Origin of the sequence: Kribbella sancticallisti (assembly GCF_039530625.1) — a bacterium.
GTDB lineage: Bacteria > Actinomycetota > Actinomycetes > Propionibacteriales > Kribbellaceae > Kribbella > Kribbella sancticallisti.
This window is the reverse complement of the sequence record NZ_BAAAOS010000041.1, coordinates 94,187-107,776: the sequence shown is the minus strand read 5'-3', so window position 1 is coordinate 107,776 and position 13,590 is coordinate 94,187. Positions and strand designations below refer to the sequence as shown.

The window sequence follows — 13,590 nt, the reverse complement described above, 5'->3', positions numbered from 1 at the left end:
CCGGACTGGGGTTTAGGTGCCTGACGGATCAGTCCTGGGGGCGGCCGCGGAGGCGCTTGGTTTCGCCTCGGCGCTTCTTCTCGTCGAGGCGTCGGCGGACGGCGTTCCTGCTCGGTCGGGTTGGGCGGCGCTTGCGAGGTGGGGCTGCGATTGCCTCCCGGATGAGTCCGGCCAGGCGGGTCCGGGCGGCTTCGCGGTTGCGCCATTGTGAACGTTGTTCGGAGGCTGTGACGGTGAGTACTCCGTCGACCAGGCGCGTCTCGAGGCGCTCGAGGGCGCGAGCTTTCAGTACGTCGTTCAGGGCGGTGGTCGCGGCGACGTCGAAGCTGAGCTCGACTCGGCTGTCGGTGGTGTTCACCGATTGTCCGCCGGGTCCGCTGGAGCGGGAGAACCGCCAGGTCAGCTCGGTTTCGGGGATGACGACACCGTGTCGCACGATCAGGCCGGTGTCCATGGGGCTATTCAAGCCGATCGCAGGCTGAGGGCGGGCGGCCGACTGCTCGCCGAACACCTCGGCGGCCAACCAGCAGAAGAATTGTCGCGTCGTCATCACCGTCGCCGGTTCCTGAGTACGCGGTCCAAGGGATGAACGAGCGTTTGAGCGTGCACCGCACGCACGTACGCTGGAAGACGTGAGTCTGGGTCTCAGCGTGCTTGTGGGCGCCGTCGTCATCGGCGTCCTGCTGAGCGTGCTCAAATCCCGGTTCGACGGACGGTTCCGCGGTACTCGCGCGGTCAGCAGCGCAACCGGTGAGAAGGCAGCAGTGCAGGACGACACCTCCCCCCAAGCAGCAGCCGACCGGTTGACGGCCGCGGATCTCGGCGCCGAACTGGGTGAGCGCGCCACACTGCTCCAGTTCTCCTCCGCCTTCTGCGCGCCCTGCCGTGCAACCCGGCGCATCCTCGGCGAGGTCGAGACGATGGTCGAGGGCGTTCGGCACGTCGAACTGGACGCCGAGGCCCACCTGGACCTGGTCCGGCGGCTGGACGTTCTGCGGACTCCGACGGTGCTGGTGCTCGACGCCACCGGCGCGCTCGTCACCCGGGCCAGCGGTCAGCCCCGCAAGGCCGACGTGATCGCCGCCCTCGGCGTTGCCGTCGATCGCCAGCCCCGCTGACGGGCCGAATGGCGAACTGGGCTCCGAGTAAGTGATGCTTTGGCGATGAGCTTCCCCGCCGGCTGGTACGACGATCCCCAGGATCCCACCCAACAGCGCTACTGGGATGGCGGGTTCTGGACCGACTACCGCCGCCCCCGCGAGGGCCCACCGCCGTACCAGGGGCAGTTCGGGCAGCCGGGCTCCGGCCAGCAGCAGGGGTTCGGGCCGGGCCTCGGGCAACCGGGGATGGGCCGGGTGGGCTACGGACCGCAAAGCCAGCAGGGTCAGCATGGCCAGCAAGCCCAGCAGGGGTTCGGCTACGGACCGCGGGGCCCGGTGACGCCCGACGGGCAGCCGCTGGCCGGCTGGTGGAAGCGAGTGTTCGCCCGCGTCATCGACGCCCTGATCGTGTTCTTCGTCAGCCTGCCGCTGACCGGGTACTTCTACTACCAGTACTTCGTGATCGCGCTCGAGCACCAGCAGGAACTGCTGGACCGGGGCGAGTCGCCTTTCAGCATGACGCCGCCGGCGGAGGCCTATCAGTGGATCATCCCGGCCTCGCTGATCGGGTTGCTCGTCGCCTTCGTCTACGACTACCTGTTCCTCACCCGGAGTGGCGCGACGATCGGCAAGAAGGCGGTCGGCATCAGCGTCCGGCTCCGCGACGTGCCCGGCCCGCCGCCCCAGTTGGCTGTGCTGAAGCGCTGCGGCTTCTTCCATGGCCTGGGTCTGCTCGGCGCCGTGCCACTGATCGGCACGTTGCTGGGCCTGGTCAGCCTGCTCAACGTCCTCTGGCCGCTGTGGGACGAGAAGAAGCAGGCCCTGCACGACAAGTTCGCCGCCACCAACGTCGTGGTCGGACCTCAGCCGCCGAGGAGCAAGAGCTGAGCCTGGCTTGTCCGAATACTGATCAATTGTCTCAGTAACTGGGACCAGTACTGGCACCCCGGCCGGGTTTCCGTAGTCTCGTGACCGTGGCTTACACGACATGGCTGACCAAGCGCCGGGCGGTGGACAACTGCCGTATGCGCTCGTCCCTGTGTCGTCCCCACTGACCAGGCGGCGTCCAGAGCGCTCCGGAACCGGAAGCTGAGCACGGTTCCCAGTACGTCGCCTCCCGCATTCCCCGGGCGGGTCCGGCTCGAACCACCTCCTTCTCCGGGAGTCGTGTCATGTCTGGTCAGGCGACACAACCACCACAGGTCGATCCGCGCGGACTCCGGTTCGCCGCGGCGCTGACCACTGTCGTTCTCGCGGTGACCCTGGTGCTGAACAACCCGTGGCCGCTGGCGGTCCAGGCCGCCGTCTTCGCGATCTCGGTCGTCTTCGGCGTCCAGGCATCGCCGTACGGGCTGCTCTTCAAGCGGCTGGTCCGGCCGCGGCTGGGTCCGCCTGAGGAGTTGGAGGACGCCGCGCCGCCGCGGTTCGCGCAACTGGTCGGCCTGGTCTTCGCCGTCCTCGGCCTGATCGGCTACCTGGCCGGCGTCGAGGTGCTCGGCGTGGTGGCCACCGGCTTCGCCCTGGTCGCGGCGCTCGTGAACGCCGCCGTCGGGCTGTGCCTCGGTTGCGAGGCCTATCTGCTGATTCACCGAATTCGTACGCCAACCACCGCTACTACCACCTGAGGAGCAGCAACCATGAGCAGGGAATCCGCGCTCGTCTCGGCCGACTGGGTCGAAGAGCACAAGAACGACGCGAACGTGGTCCTGATCGAGGTCGACGAGGACGTCTCGGCGTACGACGCCGGCCACATCGCCGGTGCGATCAAGCTGGACTGGAGGGACGACCTCCAGGACCAGGTCCGCCGCGACTTCGTCAACCGGGAGCAGTTCTCCGCGCTGCTGTCCGAGCGGGGCGTGAAGAACGACGACACCGTCGTGCTCTACGGCGGCAACAACAACTGGTTCGCGGCCTACGCGTACTGGTACTTCAAGCTCTACGGCCACGGTGACGTCCGGCTGCTCGACGGCGGCCGCAAGCGCTGGGAGCTGGACAGCCGCGAGCTGACCGACGACGTGGTCAAGCGCGAGGCGACGCAGTACAGCGCGAAGGAGCCGGACCTGAACATCCGCGCCTTCCGCGACGAGGTCGAGCAGGCCATCGGCGTGAAGAACCTGGTCGACGTGCGCAGCCCCGACGAGTACGCCGGCCGGCTGCTGGCCCCGGCGCACCTGCCCCAGGAGCAGGCGCAGCGCGCGGGTCACATCCCGACCGCGGCGAGCATCCCGTGGAGCAAGGCGGCCAACGACGACGGCACCTTCCGCGCCGACGACGAGCTGAAGACCCTGTACGCCGACGCCGGCGTGGACTTCGGCAAGGACACCATCGCGTACTGCCGGATCGGCGAGCGCTCGGCGCACACCTGGTTCGTGCTGCACGAGATCCTCGGCCAGGAGAACGTGAAGAACTACGACGGATCGTGGACCGAGTGGGGCTCGCTGGTCGGCGTACCGGTTGCACTCGGCGACGAGCCCGGGAAGGCCTGACCATGTGCGGAGCGACGAAGGGCGGCCTGGACCTCAAGGGCGTCGACATCGACAAGGAAGCCGTGATCCAGGGCCAGGTACTGCGCGGGGACGAGCCGGTCGGCGGCGCGTACGTGCGGCTGCTCGACTCCACTGGTGAGTTCACGGCCGAGGTACCGACGTCGGCGACCGGTCACTTCCGGTTCTTCGCGGCGCCGGGCAGCTGGACGCTGCGCACGCTGGCCCCGAAGGCCGAGCCGGTCGACCGCCAGGTCGTGGCCCAGTATGGCGAGGTGGCTGAGGTCGCCGTCGCCGTCTAGTAGTAGTTTGCTGTTCCCCGAAGGGCCCGGAGCTTGCGCGACGGGCCCTTCGGCCTGCGTCCTCAGTCGATGTTGAAGTAGACGTCGTCCAGCCTGCCGTGGTACTGGTCGCCGTTGGTGCCGGTACTGCGCGCGCCCACGGTCGCCGGCATCCCGGTCGGGTCGATCACGAACGTCGAGGCCAGGAGCCCGGAATTGCTGTAGTTGTTGTCGATCAGGATCTGCAGCGTGGTCGCCGTGCGCTGGCAGGAGACCTTGTGCCAATTGCCGTCGGCAACACCGGTCAGTGCCGTCACCTTGAGCGCGTTCGCCCCGCCCGCTTCCCTGACCACACAACTGGGCTTTCCGCCGGCATCGTCCAGTTGGAGCTTCCACTGCGACGTGTTGGAAGCGCCCTTCTGGAAGATGTTCGAGCCATGGTCGGAGCCCAGCTCGGCCAACGTCACGTTGACCCAGGCGCCGTAGGTGAACAGCGCCGTCCCCGGATTGAGATCCGCCGCGTCCGGACTGCTGATCAGCGCCCTCGGGCAGGTACCCGAGCAGACCCCCGGGAACTGCACCGCCTGCCCGATTCCGTCCCGGCCCGGTGCCAGCGCCGTGACCTGACCACCGTTCGCCGTCACCGCAGTACCGGTGTGTCCCTTGCCGCTGTCGTCCACCACCGTCGTCACGACAGCACTCACGCTGTCGAACTTCCAGCGCAGTTTCTGTGAGACCGCCATCGCCGGCGTGGCGCTCGCCGCGACCAGGCCGAGTGCGGCCACCCCCATCAAAGTCCCTCGCAACATACTTCCCCCTCGTTGCTGTTCGGTTGCTCGATCCTTCGGACGCTAGCAACGGAACGCTCGGCTGGCTGCGGCTGGTGACTGCAACTTGTTGCAGTGTCAGGGAGTTCGGGTGGCGTTGATCTCACGGGTCGCGGTTACGCGCAAGACCGCGTTTCTCACGGGCCGGTCGGTTGCGTAACGGTTTGATCTCGGACAGGCATCCGCTCGTTACCTACCGCAACCGCCTGAGTTGTGTCTGTGTCCTGGCCCGCCTACTAGGGTCACGCATCACTCAGGGAGGAGGGGTCATGAGACCCCGCATCGGATACAAGAAGCTCGCTGCCGTCGGAGTCGCGGCGGTTGTCGGCGTAGCTTCTACGATTGCGCTGACCTCGGGTTCGGCGTCCGCCGCGCCGGTATTTGGCTACAGCGGTTACGCGTTCGGAACCGACGTGCAGGCCGGCGTCGTGGGGCACGGCCCGCAGGTCGTCGCTCAGTTCAGCTGCACCACCGACTCGAACCGGTCGGACCAGAACGACCTCGCCACCGCGAACGTCAACAACCAGGCGATCGCGCGCACCGTCACCACCGACACGCACTCGTTCAACAACCAGCACGGCAACGGTGTGACCAGCAACGCCACCGCCGTCGACATCCGGATCGGCTCGCTGCTGACACTGACCGGCGCCAAGACCACCACCACCGCGGTCTACAAGAACGGCAACCTGTCCTACACCGGCAGCACCACCTTCGCGTCGGTGAAGATCGGTGGCGTCTCGGTGCCGTCGCTGGTCAAGCCGGGCCCGAACACCAAGGTCGCCGTTCCGGGCCTGGGGTACATCGTGCTGAACCGCGTCGGCGGCGTGAAGACGAGCGCCGGCATCTACTCGTACGCGCAGGCCGTCGTGCTGCACGCGACCACGAAGAACCGTTACATCCCCAAGGGTGTCGACGTCGCCGTGCTGAAGACCCGCGCGGAGATCACCAAGCCGGCCACCGCGATGGTGATCGGTGACGCGTACGGCACCAAGGCGTACGTCGACAAGCTGGTCAAGTCCGGTCCGACCTCCTACCAGGCCACCTGCCAGGGCACGGAAGGCAAGACGATCCGGAACGCGGTCGCCGAGGTCGTGATCCCGAAGGTCGCCTACGTGGGCGCCATCTACACCACGAAGAACGGCTACATGGGCGCCGAGAAGTCGGCCGTCAACTTCACCTCGCACGTCGCGGGCGTGAAGGTGGGCAACCTGTCCATCGGTGCCATCGAGTCCTCGGCGTCGGCCTGGAAGACCAAGGACGGCAAGGTCGGCCTGAACTCCTCCTCGAACGTCGTCTCGATCAAGGTCGGCAACAAGAGCTACAACGTCCCGACCGAGCCGAACAGCACCCTGGACATCCCCGGCGTCGCCAAGCTGACCTTCAACCAGGTCGTGCGTCAGAGCCGGTACATCTCCGTGAACGCCCTGGTGATCGACGTCTACAGCCTGAACACCAAGGTCATCGTCGGCCACTCGGCCGCCGGCGTGATCGGCTGATCCAGCCGCTCACCACCCCTCGCTGAGCCGTACCTCACCGCTTCAGCCAGGTACTACGAACGGGCCCCTGGTCCGGATCCTCGTGATCCGAGCCAGGGGCCCGCTTCTTTGTCTGTACTACGTACTACCCGCCACGCGCGTCGGGGTACTGCGGGCGGCGGCACGTAGTACCAACAGAAGTCAGGCGTCGAGGATCAGGGTTACTGGGCCGTCGTTGGTGAGGGAGACCTGCATGTTGGCGCCGAAGCGGCCTCGTTCTACCTTGGCGCCGAGGGATTCCAGGGCGGCGCAGAAGCTCTCGTACAAGGGTTCCGAGACCGGGCCGGGGGCGGCGGCACTCCACGACGGGCGGCGGCCCTTGCGGGTGTCGGCGTACAGGGTGAACTGGCTGATCGCGAGGATCGGCGCCTGCTCGTCGGCTGCCGAGCGCTCGTCGCGCAGGATCCGCAGTGTCCAGATCTTCGCCGCCAGCGCGGCCGCCTTCTCCTCGGTGTCGTCGTGGGTGACACCGAGCAGAACCATCAGCCCCGGCCCCTCGATCGCCCCGACCACCTCGTCCTCGACCGTTACGGACGCCTTGCTGACCCGCTGCACGACTGCTCTCATACGCCCATCCTCCCAACTGGCGCCCACCCGACGAGCGGCAGGCAGCCGCACCGGAGATCGTCCGGTTTCCGGGACGATCGGCGGGCAAATGTCCCGTCTAAGGGCAACATCTGGCACGATTCGTCCATGACGTCGACGTTGATCACCGTTGCACCCACCGGCGCCGAGACCGCGAAGGCGGACTGTCCCGCGCTGCCCACCACGCTCGACGAGCTGGTGGAGACCGCCAAGCGCTGCGAGGCGGTCGGCGCCGCGATGATCCACATCCACATCCGCGACGCGGACCACCGGCCGACGCTCGACCTCGGCAGGCTGACCGAGACCGTGACCGCCGTCCGCGAGAACACCGCGCTGATCGTGCAGCTGTCCACCGGCGGAGCCGTGACGGACCCGTTCGAGCACCGGCTGCGCGTGCTGGACGCCGCTCCGGACTCCTGCTCGCTGACGATGGGCACGGTCAACTTCGGCGACGACGTCTTCATGAATCCCTGGCCATTCGTCACCGAGCTCTATCAGCTCACCCAGGAGCGGGAGGTGGTCCCGGAGTTCGAGCTGTTCGACCTCGGCCACGTCGCCGCGCTGAACCGACTGCTCGACAAGTTCGGCCTCCCGTACGGCGGCAAGGTGCACTGCGACCTGGTGATGGGCGTCCCCGGCGGCATGCCCGGTACTGCGGACGCCCTGCTCGCCGCGGTCAGCGCTCTCCCCGCGGGAGTGACGTCCTGGTCCGCCACTGGCGTCGGCAGGACCACCCTGCCGGTGGCGCTGGCCGCGCTGTCGAAGGGCGGCCACCTCCGCGTCGGCATGGAGGACACTCTCACGCTGGCCAAGGGGCACCCCGTCACCCACAACGCCGAACTGGTCGAGCGCGCCGCCGCGCTGGCAACCCTCGCTCAGCGCCCGCCGATGTCCCCGGACGAGGCCCGCGACCTCCTCAACGTCAAACGCCGCGCCTGAACCACCGCCACCAGTACGCCGGTGACCACGATCGTCGCCTCAAGCAACAACCAGTCGCGCAGGTAGTCGCGCGGTAGCACGGTCGGGTTGACTCCCTTGCCCTGCCGGAGGAGCAGCGGGATCGCCACGAGCGTGGTCACGCCGACGTACAGGAGCGTCGTACGGACGGCGGTCACCGTGCGGTGGTGGTCGGGTCCGAGTGACCAGCGGGTCAGCAGCCAGCCGACGCCGATCGTCAACGGTACAAGGAGGAAGTCGTCCGCGACGACAGCGCCGCCGAGCCAGAGCGGCAGCCGGATCAACGCGTCGAAGCTGAGTGCCTGCAGCAACAGCCTCAAACCCCAGAGCCCGACTCCGATGCCCACAGCACCTAGGCAGGCACGTGCGATGCGAGTCCGCTTGTCCAACTGCAAAACCGGCTCGGCCGCAGCGCTCATGTCAGTACCTCCAACCGGTGGACCCACTTCGTTTGCAGTACGCCGGGTCGGTTCGGCGCGATGATGCGGGCCGGGAATCCGTGATCCAGGTCGAGCTCTCCGCCGTTCACCCTGAGCGCCAGCAAGGTGAGCGGGTCCTCGGCGAACTGCGGCGGAAGCTCGCTGGTCGCGTAGAACCCGCCCTTCTCCATCGACACCACCCGCAGCCGCGATCCCTCGGGAGCACCGCAGAGCCGGAGCAGATCCTTGATCCGCACACCTTCCCAGCGCGCGCCCTGGCTCCAGCCCTCGACGCAGGCGATCGGCAGGTCAGACCTGCTCTGCGGCAACGCCCGCAGTTGATCCAGCGAGTACGAGAGTTGCTGGGGTCCCGCGACGCTGAACCGCCAGTCCGCCTCGACCGCGGTCACACCCGCGTCCTTCGCGGTGCGGTTCACGGGAAGCCCTTGCGGTCCGATGTTCGGCTTGCGCGGAGCCAGTACTGCGATCGGCCCGAACGCGGGGACCGATTGCCCGATCGAGGTGATTCCGACGAGCGCGCCCGCGCCGGCGACGGTCCGGAACAACCCGCGCCGGGTCATCCCGGTGATTGCTGGCGGCAACGACTCGGCCGGCTCCGGTACCGGCGTACGGTCGGCTGGGGTTCTTCGCCAGTGCGCGATGATCAGCGGCAGCTTGACGCCGAGGTGGACCAGCAGGGCGCCGACGATGATCCAGGCGAGCGCGTAGTGCGTCTCCTTGAAGGGGAACGGCCAGGGATACCACTGCAGCGTGTTCAGGAAGCCGATGAAGAGCTCCAGAGCCAGCGCGGAGACCAGCACCAGGATCGACAACCGCTCGAGGACGGCGCCGAGCTTGGGGGCTGTTTTGGCGAAAAGCTTCGGGTAGACCGTCCAGAGCTTCGCCAGCAGCAGCGGCACCGAGACGATGCCGGTCAGGACGTGCAACCCCTGGGTCACCCGGTAGAGCGACGCCGGCCGGCTCGGGATCTCGAGCCAGCCCGGGGTCGCCTGCTGGAAGTGGCTGATCAGCCCGGTCAGGAAACAGATCGTCACGGCGACCCCGAGCTGCCGCCCGAGCACCGTCGCGACCCGCGGGTGATGCAGTGGGGACGGGAACGACTTCTCCGCCGAAGGCACCGGAAGCTTCATGCTTCCCATCACAACCTCTGGAAGCCGGCGCCGGACCCCCCGACCGGTTACTGCTCACGAACGCCGATCCGTCCTGGCCGGCGCTCCTTACCGCTCCCGAACAGGTCGCCGCGGGCCTCGCCCTACACCCTTATCCTTCGCCCGGCGCTGGGCCGATTGCAGCTTGTGGACGAGGGTGTTGACGAGAGCCGGATCCACAGGATGAGGTGTTGCGTCCCAACCCGGTGCCACCCCGCACCTTTAGGCTGGGAAGGTTCGGAGGAGAGGAGTGGGTCACGTGAGGACGCAGCAGCGGTCGTCGGACGAAGACGAGCGCGCTATGGCCGACCTCGCGGAGGTGTCCGACTGGAACCGTGTCTGGGGGCCCCCGGAGACGGGGCTGGACGCGATCCGCTCCCTGGTGTCGCGGGTCACCGCCGCCACCGGCTGGCGTCCCTGGGCTCCTGGCAACATCGACCCGAACCGGTACACCTGGGGCCTCGTCACCCCGCGCGAGACGGTGATGCTGGTGCTGCCCGACGCCGTACTGCCGGAGAGCCCCCGCAGCGGGTGGTCGGCGTACGAGATCGCCCCGGCCGAGCTCCCCGCCGCCGAGGACGGGCTGGACGATCACTGGCCGGACCAGCTCGAACTGGCCCGGCGGCACTGGGGCCACCCGGTCTTCGTTGGACCGGGCAACGATCCGCGGATCCCGGCCGAATGGCGCGGCCGGCGCCGGCACCTGGCGGTCTGGCTGCGGCCCGGCGCCGAGATTCACCTGTACGCGACTCAACCCGAAGCCGACGACGCCGGTACCACGGCCGGCTTCGGGTACTCCGTCTATGCGAGCGAGGTGGCCTGATGGCGTCGATCGAGGAAGACCTGCTGAGGGACATGTTCCGGATCGTCCGGACGATCTCCAGCAAGCTGATCCAGCGCCGGAACGCGCAGCGGCAGACACCCTCCCGCGAGCAGGAACTGCGGGCCTTGATCGAGGAACTCGTCCGGGTCATCCGCGACGAGCGCGAGCAGAACCCGGACTTCGGCTCGAACATCGACCGGCTGACGCCCGACGAGCGCTCCCAGGTGTACGAGGACGAGGCGCGCCGGATCCAGGAGCAGCGCGATCGGCTGGACAACGACCCCGATCTGACGCCTGAGGATCTCGAGCGCGAACGGCTGGAGCGTGAGGAGCAGGAGGACCGCGACCTGGATCGCGACGGGGATGGTCGGGTCGATCAGGTGGAGAGTCGGGACGAGGCCGACCAGCAGCGGGATCAGCGGGAGGACCGCGACGGCGACGGACAACTGGACGCTGTCGAGGACCGCGAGGCGGCCCGGAACGAGCGGGACGCCCAGGAGCGCCGCGAGGCCGACGAACGGCGCCGGGCGGAGGAGAACCGCGAGGGGGACGGGCCGGACGTACTTCTGGCCGCTGCCGCCGCGGGTGCTGGGGCTGTCGCGGCGGACGAGATCATCGATGAGCTAGAGGACCAGCAGCGCGAGGACCAGGAGCGCGAGGACACCGAGGCGCAACGGGACGACCAGCAGGCTGACCCGCAGGTCGACCAGGATGCCGACCGGGACGGCCCGCTGGTTGACGAGGATGGTGCCGCGCCGGAGGTGATCGGCGAGACCGACCAGGAGCGTGAAGCGCGGCAGGCCGAGCAGCAGGAGCCCGAGGCTGAGGCTGACGGTCAGCTGGTTGATGAGGATGGCGCCGCTCCTGAGGTGATCGGGGAGACGGACCAGGAGCGCGAGGCTCGCGAGGCTGAGCAGCAGGAGCCTGAGCGTGATGGGCAGTTGGTCGACGAGGATGGTGCGTCGCCGGCGGTGATCGGCGAGGACAACGAGCAGCAGAACGAGCAGGAAGAGCGTCAGGACGGGCAGGAGCCGGCGCAGCAGCAGGAAGAGCGTGGCGAGGCTGGCCCGCAGCCAGGCTTGCCGACCGGCGGAGACCAGCACGCAGCGGCCGAGGCCGAAGCCCAGGCGCAGACCGATCAGACCGGCCCGGAGGTAACCGGCCAGAACGGTGCCGAGGTCCAGACAGGCCAGAACGGTGCCGAGGTCCAGACCGGGCAGAACGGCGCTCAGGTCCAGAGCGGGCAGAGTGGCGCTCAGGTTCAGAGTGGGCAGAACGGTGCGCAGGTCCAGAGCGGCCAGAACGGTGCGCAGGTCCAGGGTGGGCAGGACGGCGCCCAAGTGCAGGGTGGGCAGGCTCAGGGTGGGCAGGGTGTGCGTGCGGACGCTGTCGAGGCAAGTCTGGCGGAGGCGCGCAGTCAGGGCGGTCAGGCGAACGGACGGAACGGGCAGACCAGCGGGCAGAGCCGGATGTCGCCTGACGAGATCAAGCAACTGCAGTCGCTGCAGAGCGGCACCGCAGACCCCAACGGCGCCACCCAACGCTCCGGCCAGCCGGTCGAGGCCGGTACCGCCGGCCGCACCGCAGGCGCCGAAGCCCAGCAACGCCGCGACGCCTCACGCTCCGGCCGCGAAACCGGCGCCGGCGGCCGCGAACGCGAGTAGCACTCCAGACCGGATTAGCTGGGTGCGGGAGCTAGCCGACCGCACGGTGTGCGCGGCTAGTAGACGATTGCCTGGGCGTTCTCGGCGAGGATCTCTTCGGTGAACGTGGGGGCGCCTGCCACTCGGGTGCCGGGTAAGAGATCGGACTCGGTGAGGTCGCGGCGTTTGGCGCATTGGGTGCAGGCGGTGAGGGTGCCACCGGCCAGGACCCCGGCGAGGAGGTCTGCGAGAGGTGCCGCGTGGGGGAGTTCGAAGGACTCGGCTCGGCCCGGTACGGCGAACCAGACGGCCTCTCCGGTCAGCCACAACGACACCGTGGCTCCGGTGGCCACAGCGGTCGCGGCCACTGTGAAGGCCTGGTTGGCGCGTTCGGGTTCTTCGGCGCCTGCGGTCAGCTTGATCACCAGCGTGCGGGACATCACGCCACGGTAGCTCAGACCGCCGCGTGCATCCCCTAGACTGGCGAACGTGCTACACGTCATCTTCACGACCCTGCTGGTGCTCGTCACCGTGTTCATGGGCTGGTTCTCGGCGTTCGTCGTCTACCGGCTGTACCGCGGCCGCAGCGCGAGCTGACGGCGACCGCGATGCCGTTCGAGATCCCGCAGGACCTGCACCCCGACCTGATGCCGCTGGCCTGGCTCCTCGGCCGGTGGGAGGGGCGCGGCCACGGCGACTACCCGACGATCGACAAGTTCGAGTTCGGTCAGCAGATCGACTTCAGTCACAACGGCAAGCCATTCCTGCACTTCGTCAGCCAGACCTTCGTGGTCGGCGAGGACGGCAAGCGGGAGCGGCCGTTGGCGATGGAGACCGGGTTCTGGCGGCCGCGGCCGGACAACAAGCTCGAGGTGGTGCTCGCACACCCGACCGGGTTCGCGGAGATCTGGTACGGCGAGATCGAGGGCGCGAAGATCGAGATGCGGACCGACGTGGTGGCGCGGACCGCGACCGCCAAAGAGGTCACCGCGGGCCACCGGCTGTACGGCCTGGTCAAGGGCGAGCTGTTGTGGGCCTACGACATGGCCGCCGAGGGGCAGCCCCTCCAGCCGCACCTCTGGGCCACGCTGATCCGGGCCTAGCTCTCCGACACCCAGCAATACTCGACCTTCGGGCGGCCGCTGCGACCGTCGTAGCGTTGGGTGCGCAACGCCTGGCCTTGGTCGGCCAGGTGTTCCAGATACCGCCGGGCCGTGATCCGCGACGTACCCAGCGAAGCTGCGACCTCCTCCGCGGTCCACCCCTCGCGGTTTCCGAGCAACGTGACCACCCGATCCAGCACCGACCCGGCCAACCCCTTCGGCACCGAAGAAACAGTTGCTGGATGCAACAACCGGTCCACCTCGTCCTGGTCCGCGACCACCTGACCGGCCTCCGCGGCCCGCCGTTGCCGCGCATAGGCACTGAGTCGATCCCTCAACGTTTCAAAGGCAAACGGCTTCAGCACGTACTGCACCACCCCGATCCGCGCCGCCGCCTGAACCGCCGCCACCTCCCGTGCGGCAGTCACCGCTACCACGTCCGTCTGGTTGCCCGCAGCACGCATTCGCCGTACGACGTCCAGCCCGTGACCGTCCGGCAGATTCATGTCCAGCAGGACCAGGTCCACCTCGCCCCGGCTGAGCACCTGCAGCGCGCGCGCCGCAGTACTGGCGATCCCAATGCACGCAAATCCCGGCAGTCGATCCACATAAACCCGATGCGCCTCAGCAGCCACAGGATCGTCCTCAACCACCAAGACCCGAAG

At 68.3% G+C, this 13,590-nt stretch carries 17 protein-coding genes; 10 read left to right on the top strand and 7 right to left on the bottom strand.

Annotated features, from left to right (window positions below; genetic code table 11):
• Nucleotides 1–28: 28 nt before the first annotated feature.
• A complete protein-coding gene (gene arfB / locus ABD255_RS27640) occupies nt 29–454 on the bottom strand; it encodes an alternative ribosome rescue aminoacyl-tRNA hydrolase ArfB (RefSeq protein ID WP_344219110.1) in 426 nt (141 codons plus the stop codon).
• A 178-nt stretch (nt 455–632) separates the two neighbouring features.
• Between arfB and ABD255_RS27635 the strand changes: the two genes are divergently transcribed.
• The 5 genes from ABD255_RS27635 to ABD255_RS27615 all read left to right on the top strand — a co-directional run bounded on the left by ABD255_RS27635 (nt 633) and on the right by ABD255_RS27615 (nt 3,885).
• Complete coding sequence (locus ABD255_RS27635; RefSeq protein WP_344219018.1) at nt 633–1,118, top strand: TlpA family protein disulfide reductase; 486 nt, start codon at nt 633–635, stop codon at nt 1,116–1,118.
• A 45-nt stretch (nt 1,119–1,163) separates the two neighbouring features.
• A complete protein-coding gene (locus tag ABD255_RS27630) occupies nt 1,164–1,988 on the top strand; it encodes an RDD family protein (RefSeq protein ID WP_344219016.1) in 825 nt (274 codons plus the stop codon).
• Between the two features lie 284 nt (nt 1,989–2,272).
• Nucleotides 2,273–2,725: a DUF4395 domain-containing protein gene (locus ABD255_RS27625; RefSeq protein WP_344219014.1), complete on the top strand. Its 453-nt coding sequence runs from the start codon at nt 2,273–2,275 to the stop codon at nt 2,723–2,725.
• Nucleotides 2,726–2,737: 12 nt separating this feature from the next.
• A complete protein-coding gene (locus ABD255_RS27620; RefSeq protein ID WP_344219012.1) occupies nt 2,738–3,586 on the top strand; it encodes a sulfurtransferase in 849 nt (282 codons plus the stop codon).
• Nucleotides 3,587–3,588: 2 nt separating this feature from the next.
• A complete protein-coding gene (locus tag ABD255_RS27615) occupies nt 3,589–3,885 on the top strand; it encodes a DUF1416 domain-containing protein (RefSeq protein ID WP_344219010.1) in 297 nt (98 codons plus the stop codon).
• Between the two features lie 62 nt (nt 3,886–3,947).
• On the opposite strand, the gene ABD255_RS27610 is transcribed toward ABD255_RS27615, so the two are convergent.
• The gene (locus ABD255_RS27610; protein ID WP_344219008.1) at nt 3,948–4,673 is read right to left on the bottom strand and encodes a LamG-like jellyroll fold domain-containing protein; all 726 of its coding nucleotides are present in this window, start codon (nt 4,671–4,673) and stop codon (nt 3,948–3,950) included.
• Between the two features lie 287 nt (nt 4,674–4,960).
• On the opposite strand from ABD255_RS27610, the gene ABD255_RS27605 reads away from it, so the two are divergent.
• Nucleotides 4,961–6,187: a choice-of-anchor P family protein gene (locus ABD255_RS27605; RefSeq protein ID WP_344219006.1), complete on the top strand. Its 1,227-nt coding sequence runs from the start codon at nt 4,961–4,963 to the stop codon at nt 6,185–6,187.
• 180 nt (nt 6,188–6,367) lie between these two features.
• Here ABD255_RS27605 and dtd read toward each other — a convergent pair whose 3' ends face one another.
• Entirely contained in the window at nt 6,368–6,793 is a 426-nt protein-coding gene (gene dtd / locus ABD255_RS27600; protein WP_344219004.1) for a D-aminoacyl-tRNA deacylase, read from the bottom strand.
• A 126-nt stretch (nt 6,794–6,919) separates the two neighbouring features.
• Between dtd and ABD255_RS27595 the strand changes: the two genes are divergently transcribed.
• Nucleotides 6,920–7,750 (top strand): beta-keto acid cleavage family enzyme, encoded by an 831-nt coding sequence (locus ABD255_RS27595; protein ID WP_344219002.1) that lies wholly within the window; start codon nt 6,920–6,922, stop codon nt 7,748–7,750.
• On the opposite strand, the gene ABD255_RS27590 is transcribed toward ABD255_RS27595, so the two are convergent.
• Both ABD255_RS27590 and ABD255_RS27585 read right to left on the bottom strand, forming a co-directional pair.
• Entirely contained in the window at nt 7,687–8,187 is a 501-nt protein-coding gene (locus ABD255_RS27590; RefSeq protein WP_344219000.1) for a hypothetical protein, read from the bottom strand. The two genes, ABD255_RS27595 and ABD255_RS27590, sit on opposite strands and share 64 nt — an antisense overlap.
• Nucleotides 8,184–9,338, bottom strand: a complete 1,155-nt coding sequence (locus tag ABD255_RS27585) for a molybdopterin-dependent oxidoreductase (protein WP_344218998.1) — start codon at nt 9,336–9,338, stop codon at nt 8,184–8,186. The genes ABD255_RS27590 and ABD255_RS27585 overlap by 4 nt, the downstream gene beginning before the upstream one ends.
• Nucleotides 9,339–9,615: 277 nt before the next feature.
• On the opposite strand from ABD255_RS27585, the gene ABD255_RS27580 reads away from it, so the two are divergent.
• Both ABD255_RS27580 and ABD255_RS27575 read left to right on the top strand, forming a co-directional pair.
• Nucleotides 9,616–10,179, top strand: coding sequence for a hypothetical protein (locus ABD255_RS27580; RefSeq protein WP_344218996.1), 564 nt, complete (start codon nt 9,616–9,618; stop codon nt 10,177–10,179).
• A complete protein-coding gene (locus ABD255_RS27575) occupies nt 10,179–11,843 on the top strand; it encodes a putative sodium/potassium/calcium exchanger (protein ID WP_344218994.1) in 1,665 nt (554 codons plus the stop codon). The genes ABD255_RS27580 and ABD255_RS27575 overlap by 1 nt, the downstream gene beginning before the upstream one ends.
• A gap of 56 nt (nt 11,844–11,899) precedes the next feature.
• Here the strand turns inward: ABD255_RS27575 and ABD255_RS27570 are convergent, their stop codons facing one another.
• Nucleotides 11,900–12,262, bottom strand: a complete 363-nt coding sequence (locus tag ABD255_RS27570) for a DsrE family protein (RefSeq protein WP_344218992.1) — start codon at nt 12,260–12,262, stop codon at nt 11,900–11,902.
• A gap of 168 nt (nt 12,263–12,430) precedes the next feature.
• Here ABD255_RS27570 and ABD255_RS27565 point away from each other — a divergent pair, with 168 nt between their 5' ends.
• Entirely contained in the window at nt 12,431–12,925 is a 495-nt protein-coding gene (locus ABD255_RS27565) for a heme-binding beta-barrel domain-containing protein (RefSeq protein ID WP_344218990.1), read from the top strand.
• On the opposite strand, the gene ABD255_RS27560 is transcribed toward ABD255_RS27565, so the two are convergent.
• Nucleotides 12,922–13,578: a response regulator gene (locus ABD255_RS27560; RefSeq protein ID WP_344219108.1), complete on the bottom strand. Its 657-nt coding sequence runs from the start codon at nt 13,576–13,578 to the stop codon at nt 12,922–12,924. The two genes, ABD255_RS27565 and ABD255_RS27560, sit on opposite strands and share 4 nt — an antisense overlap.
• Nucleotides 13,579–13,590 lie beyond the last annotated feature (12 nt).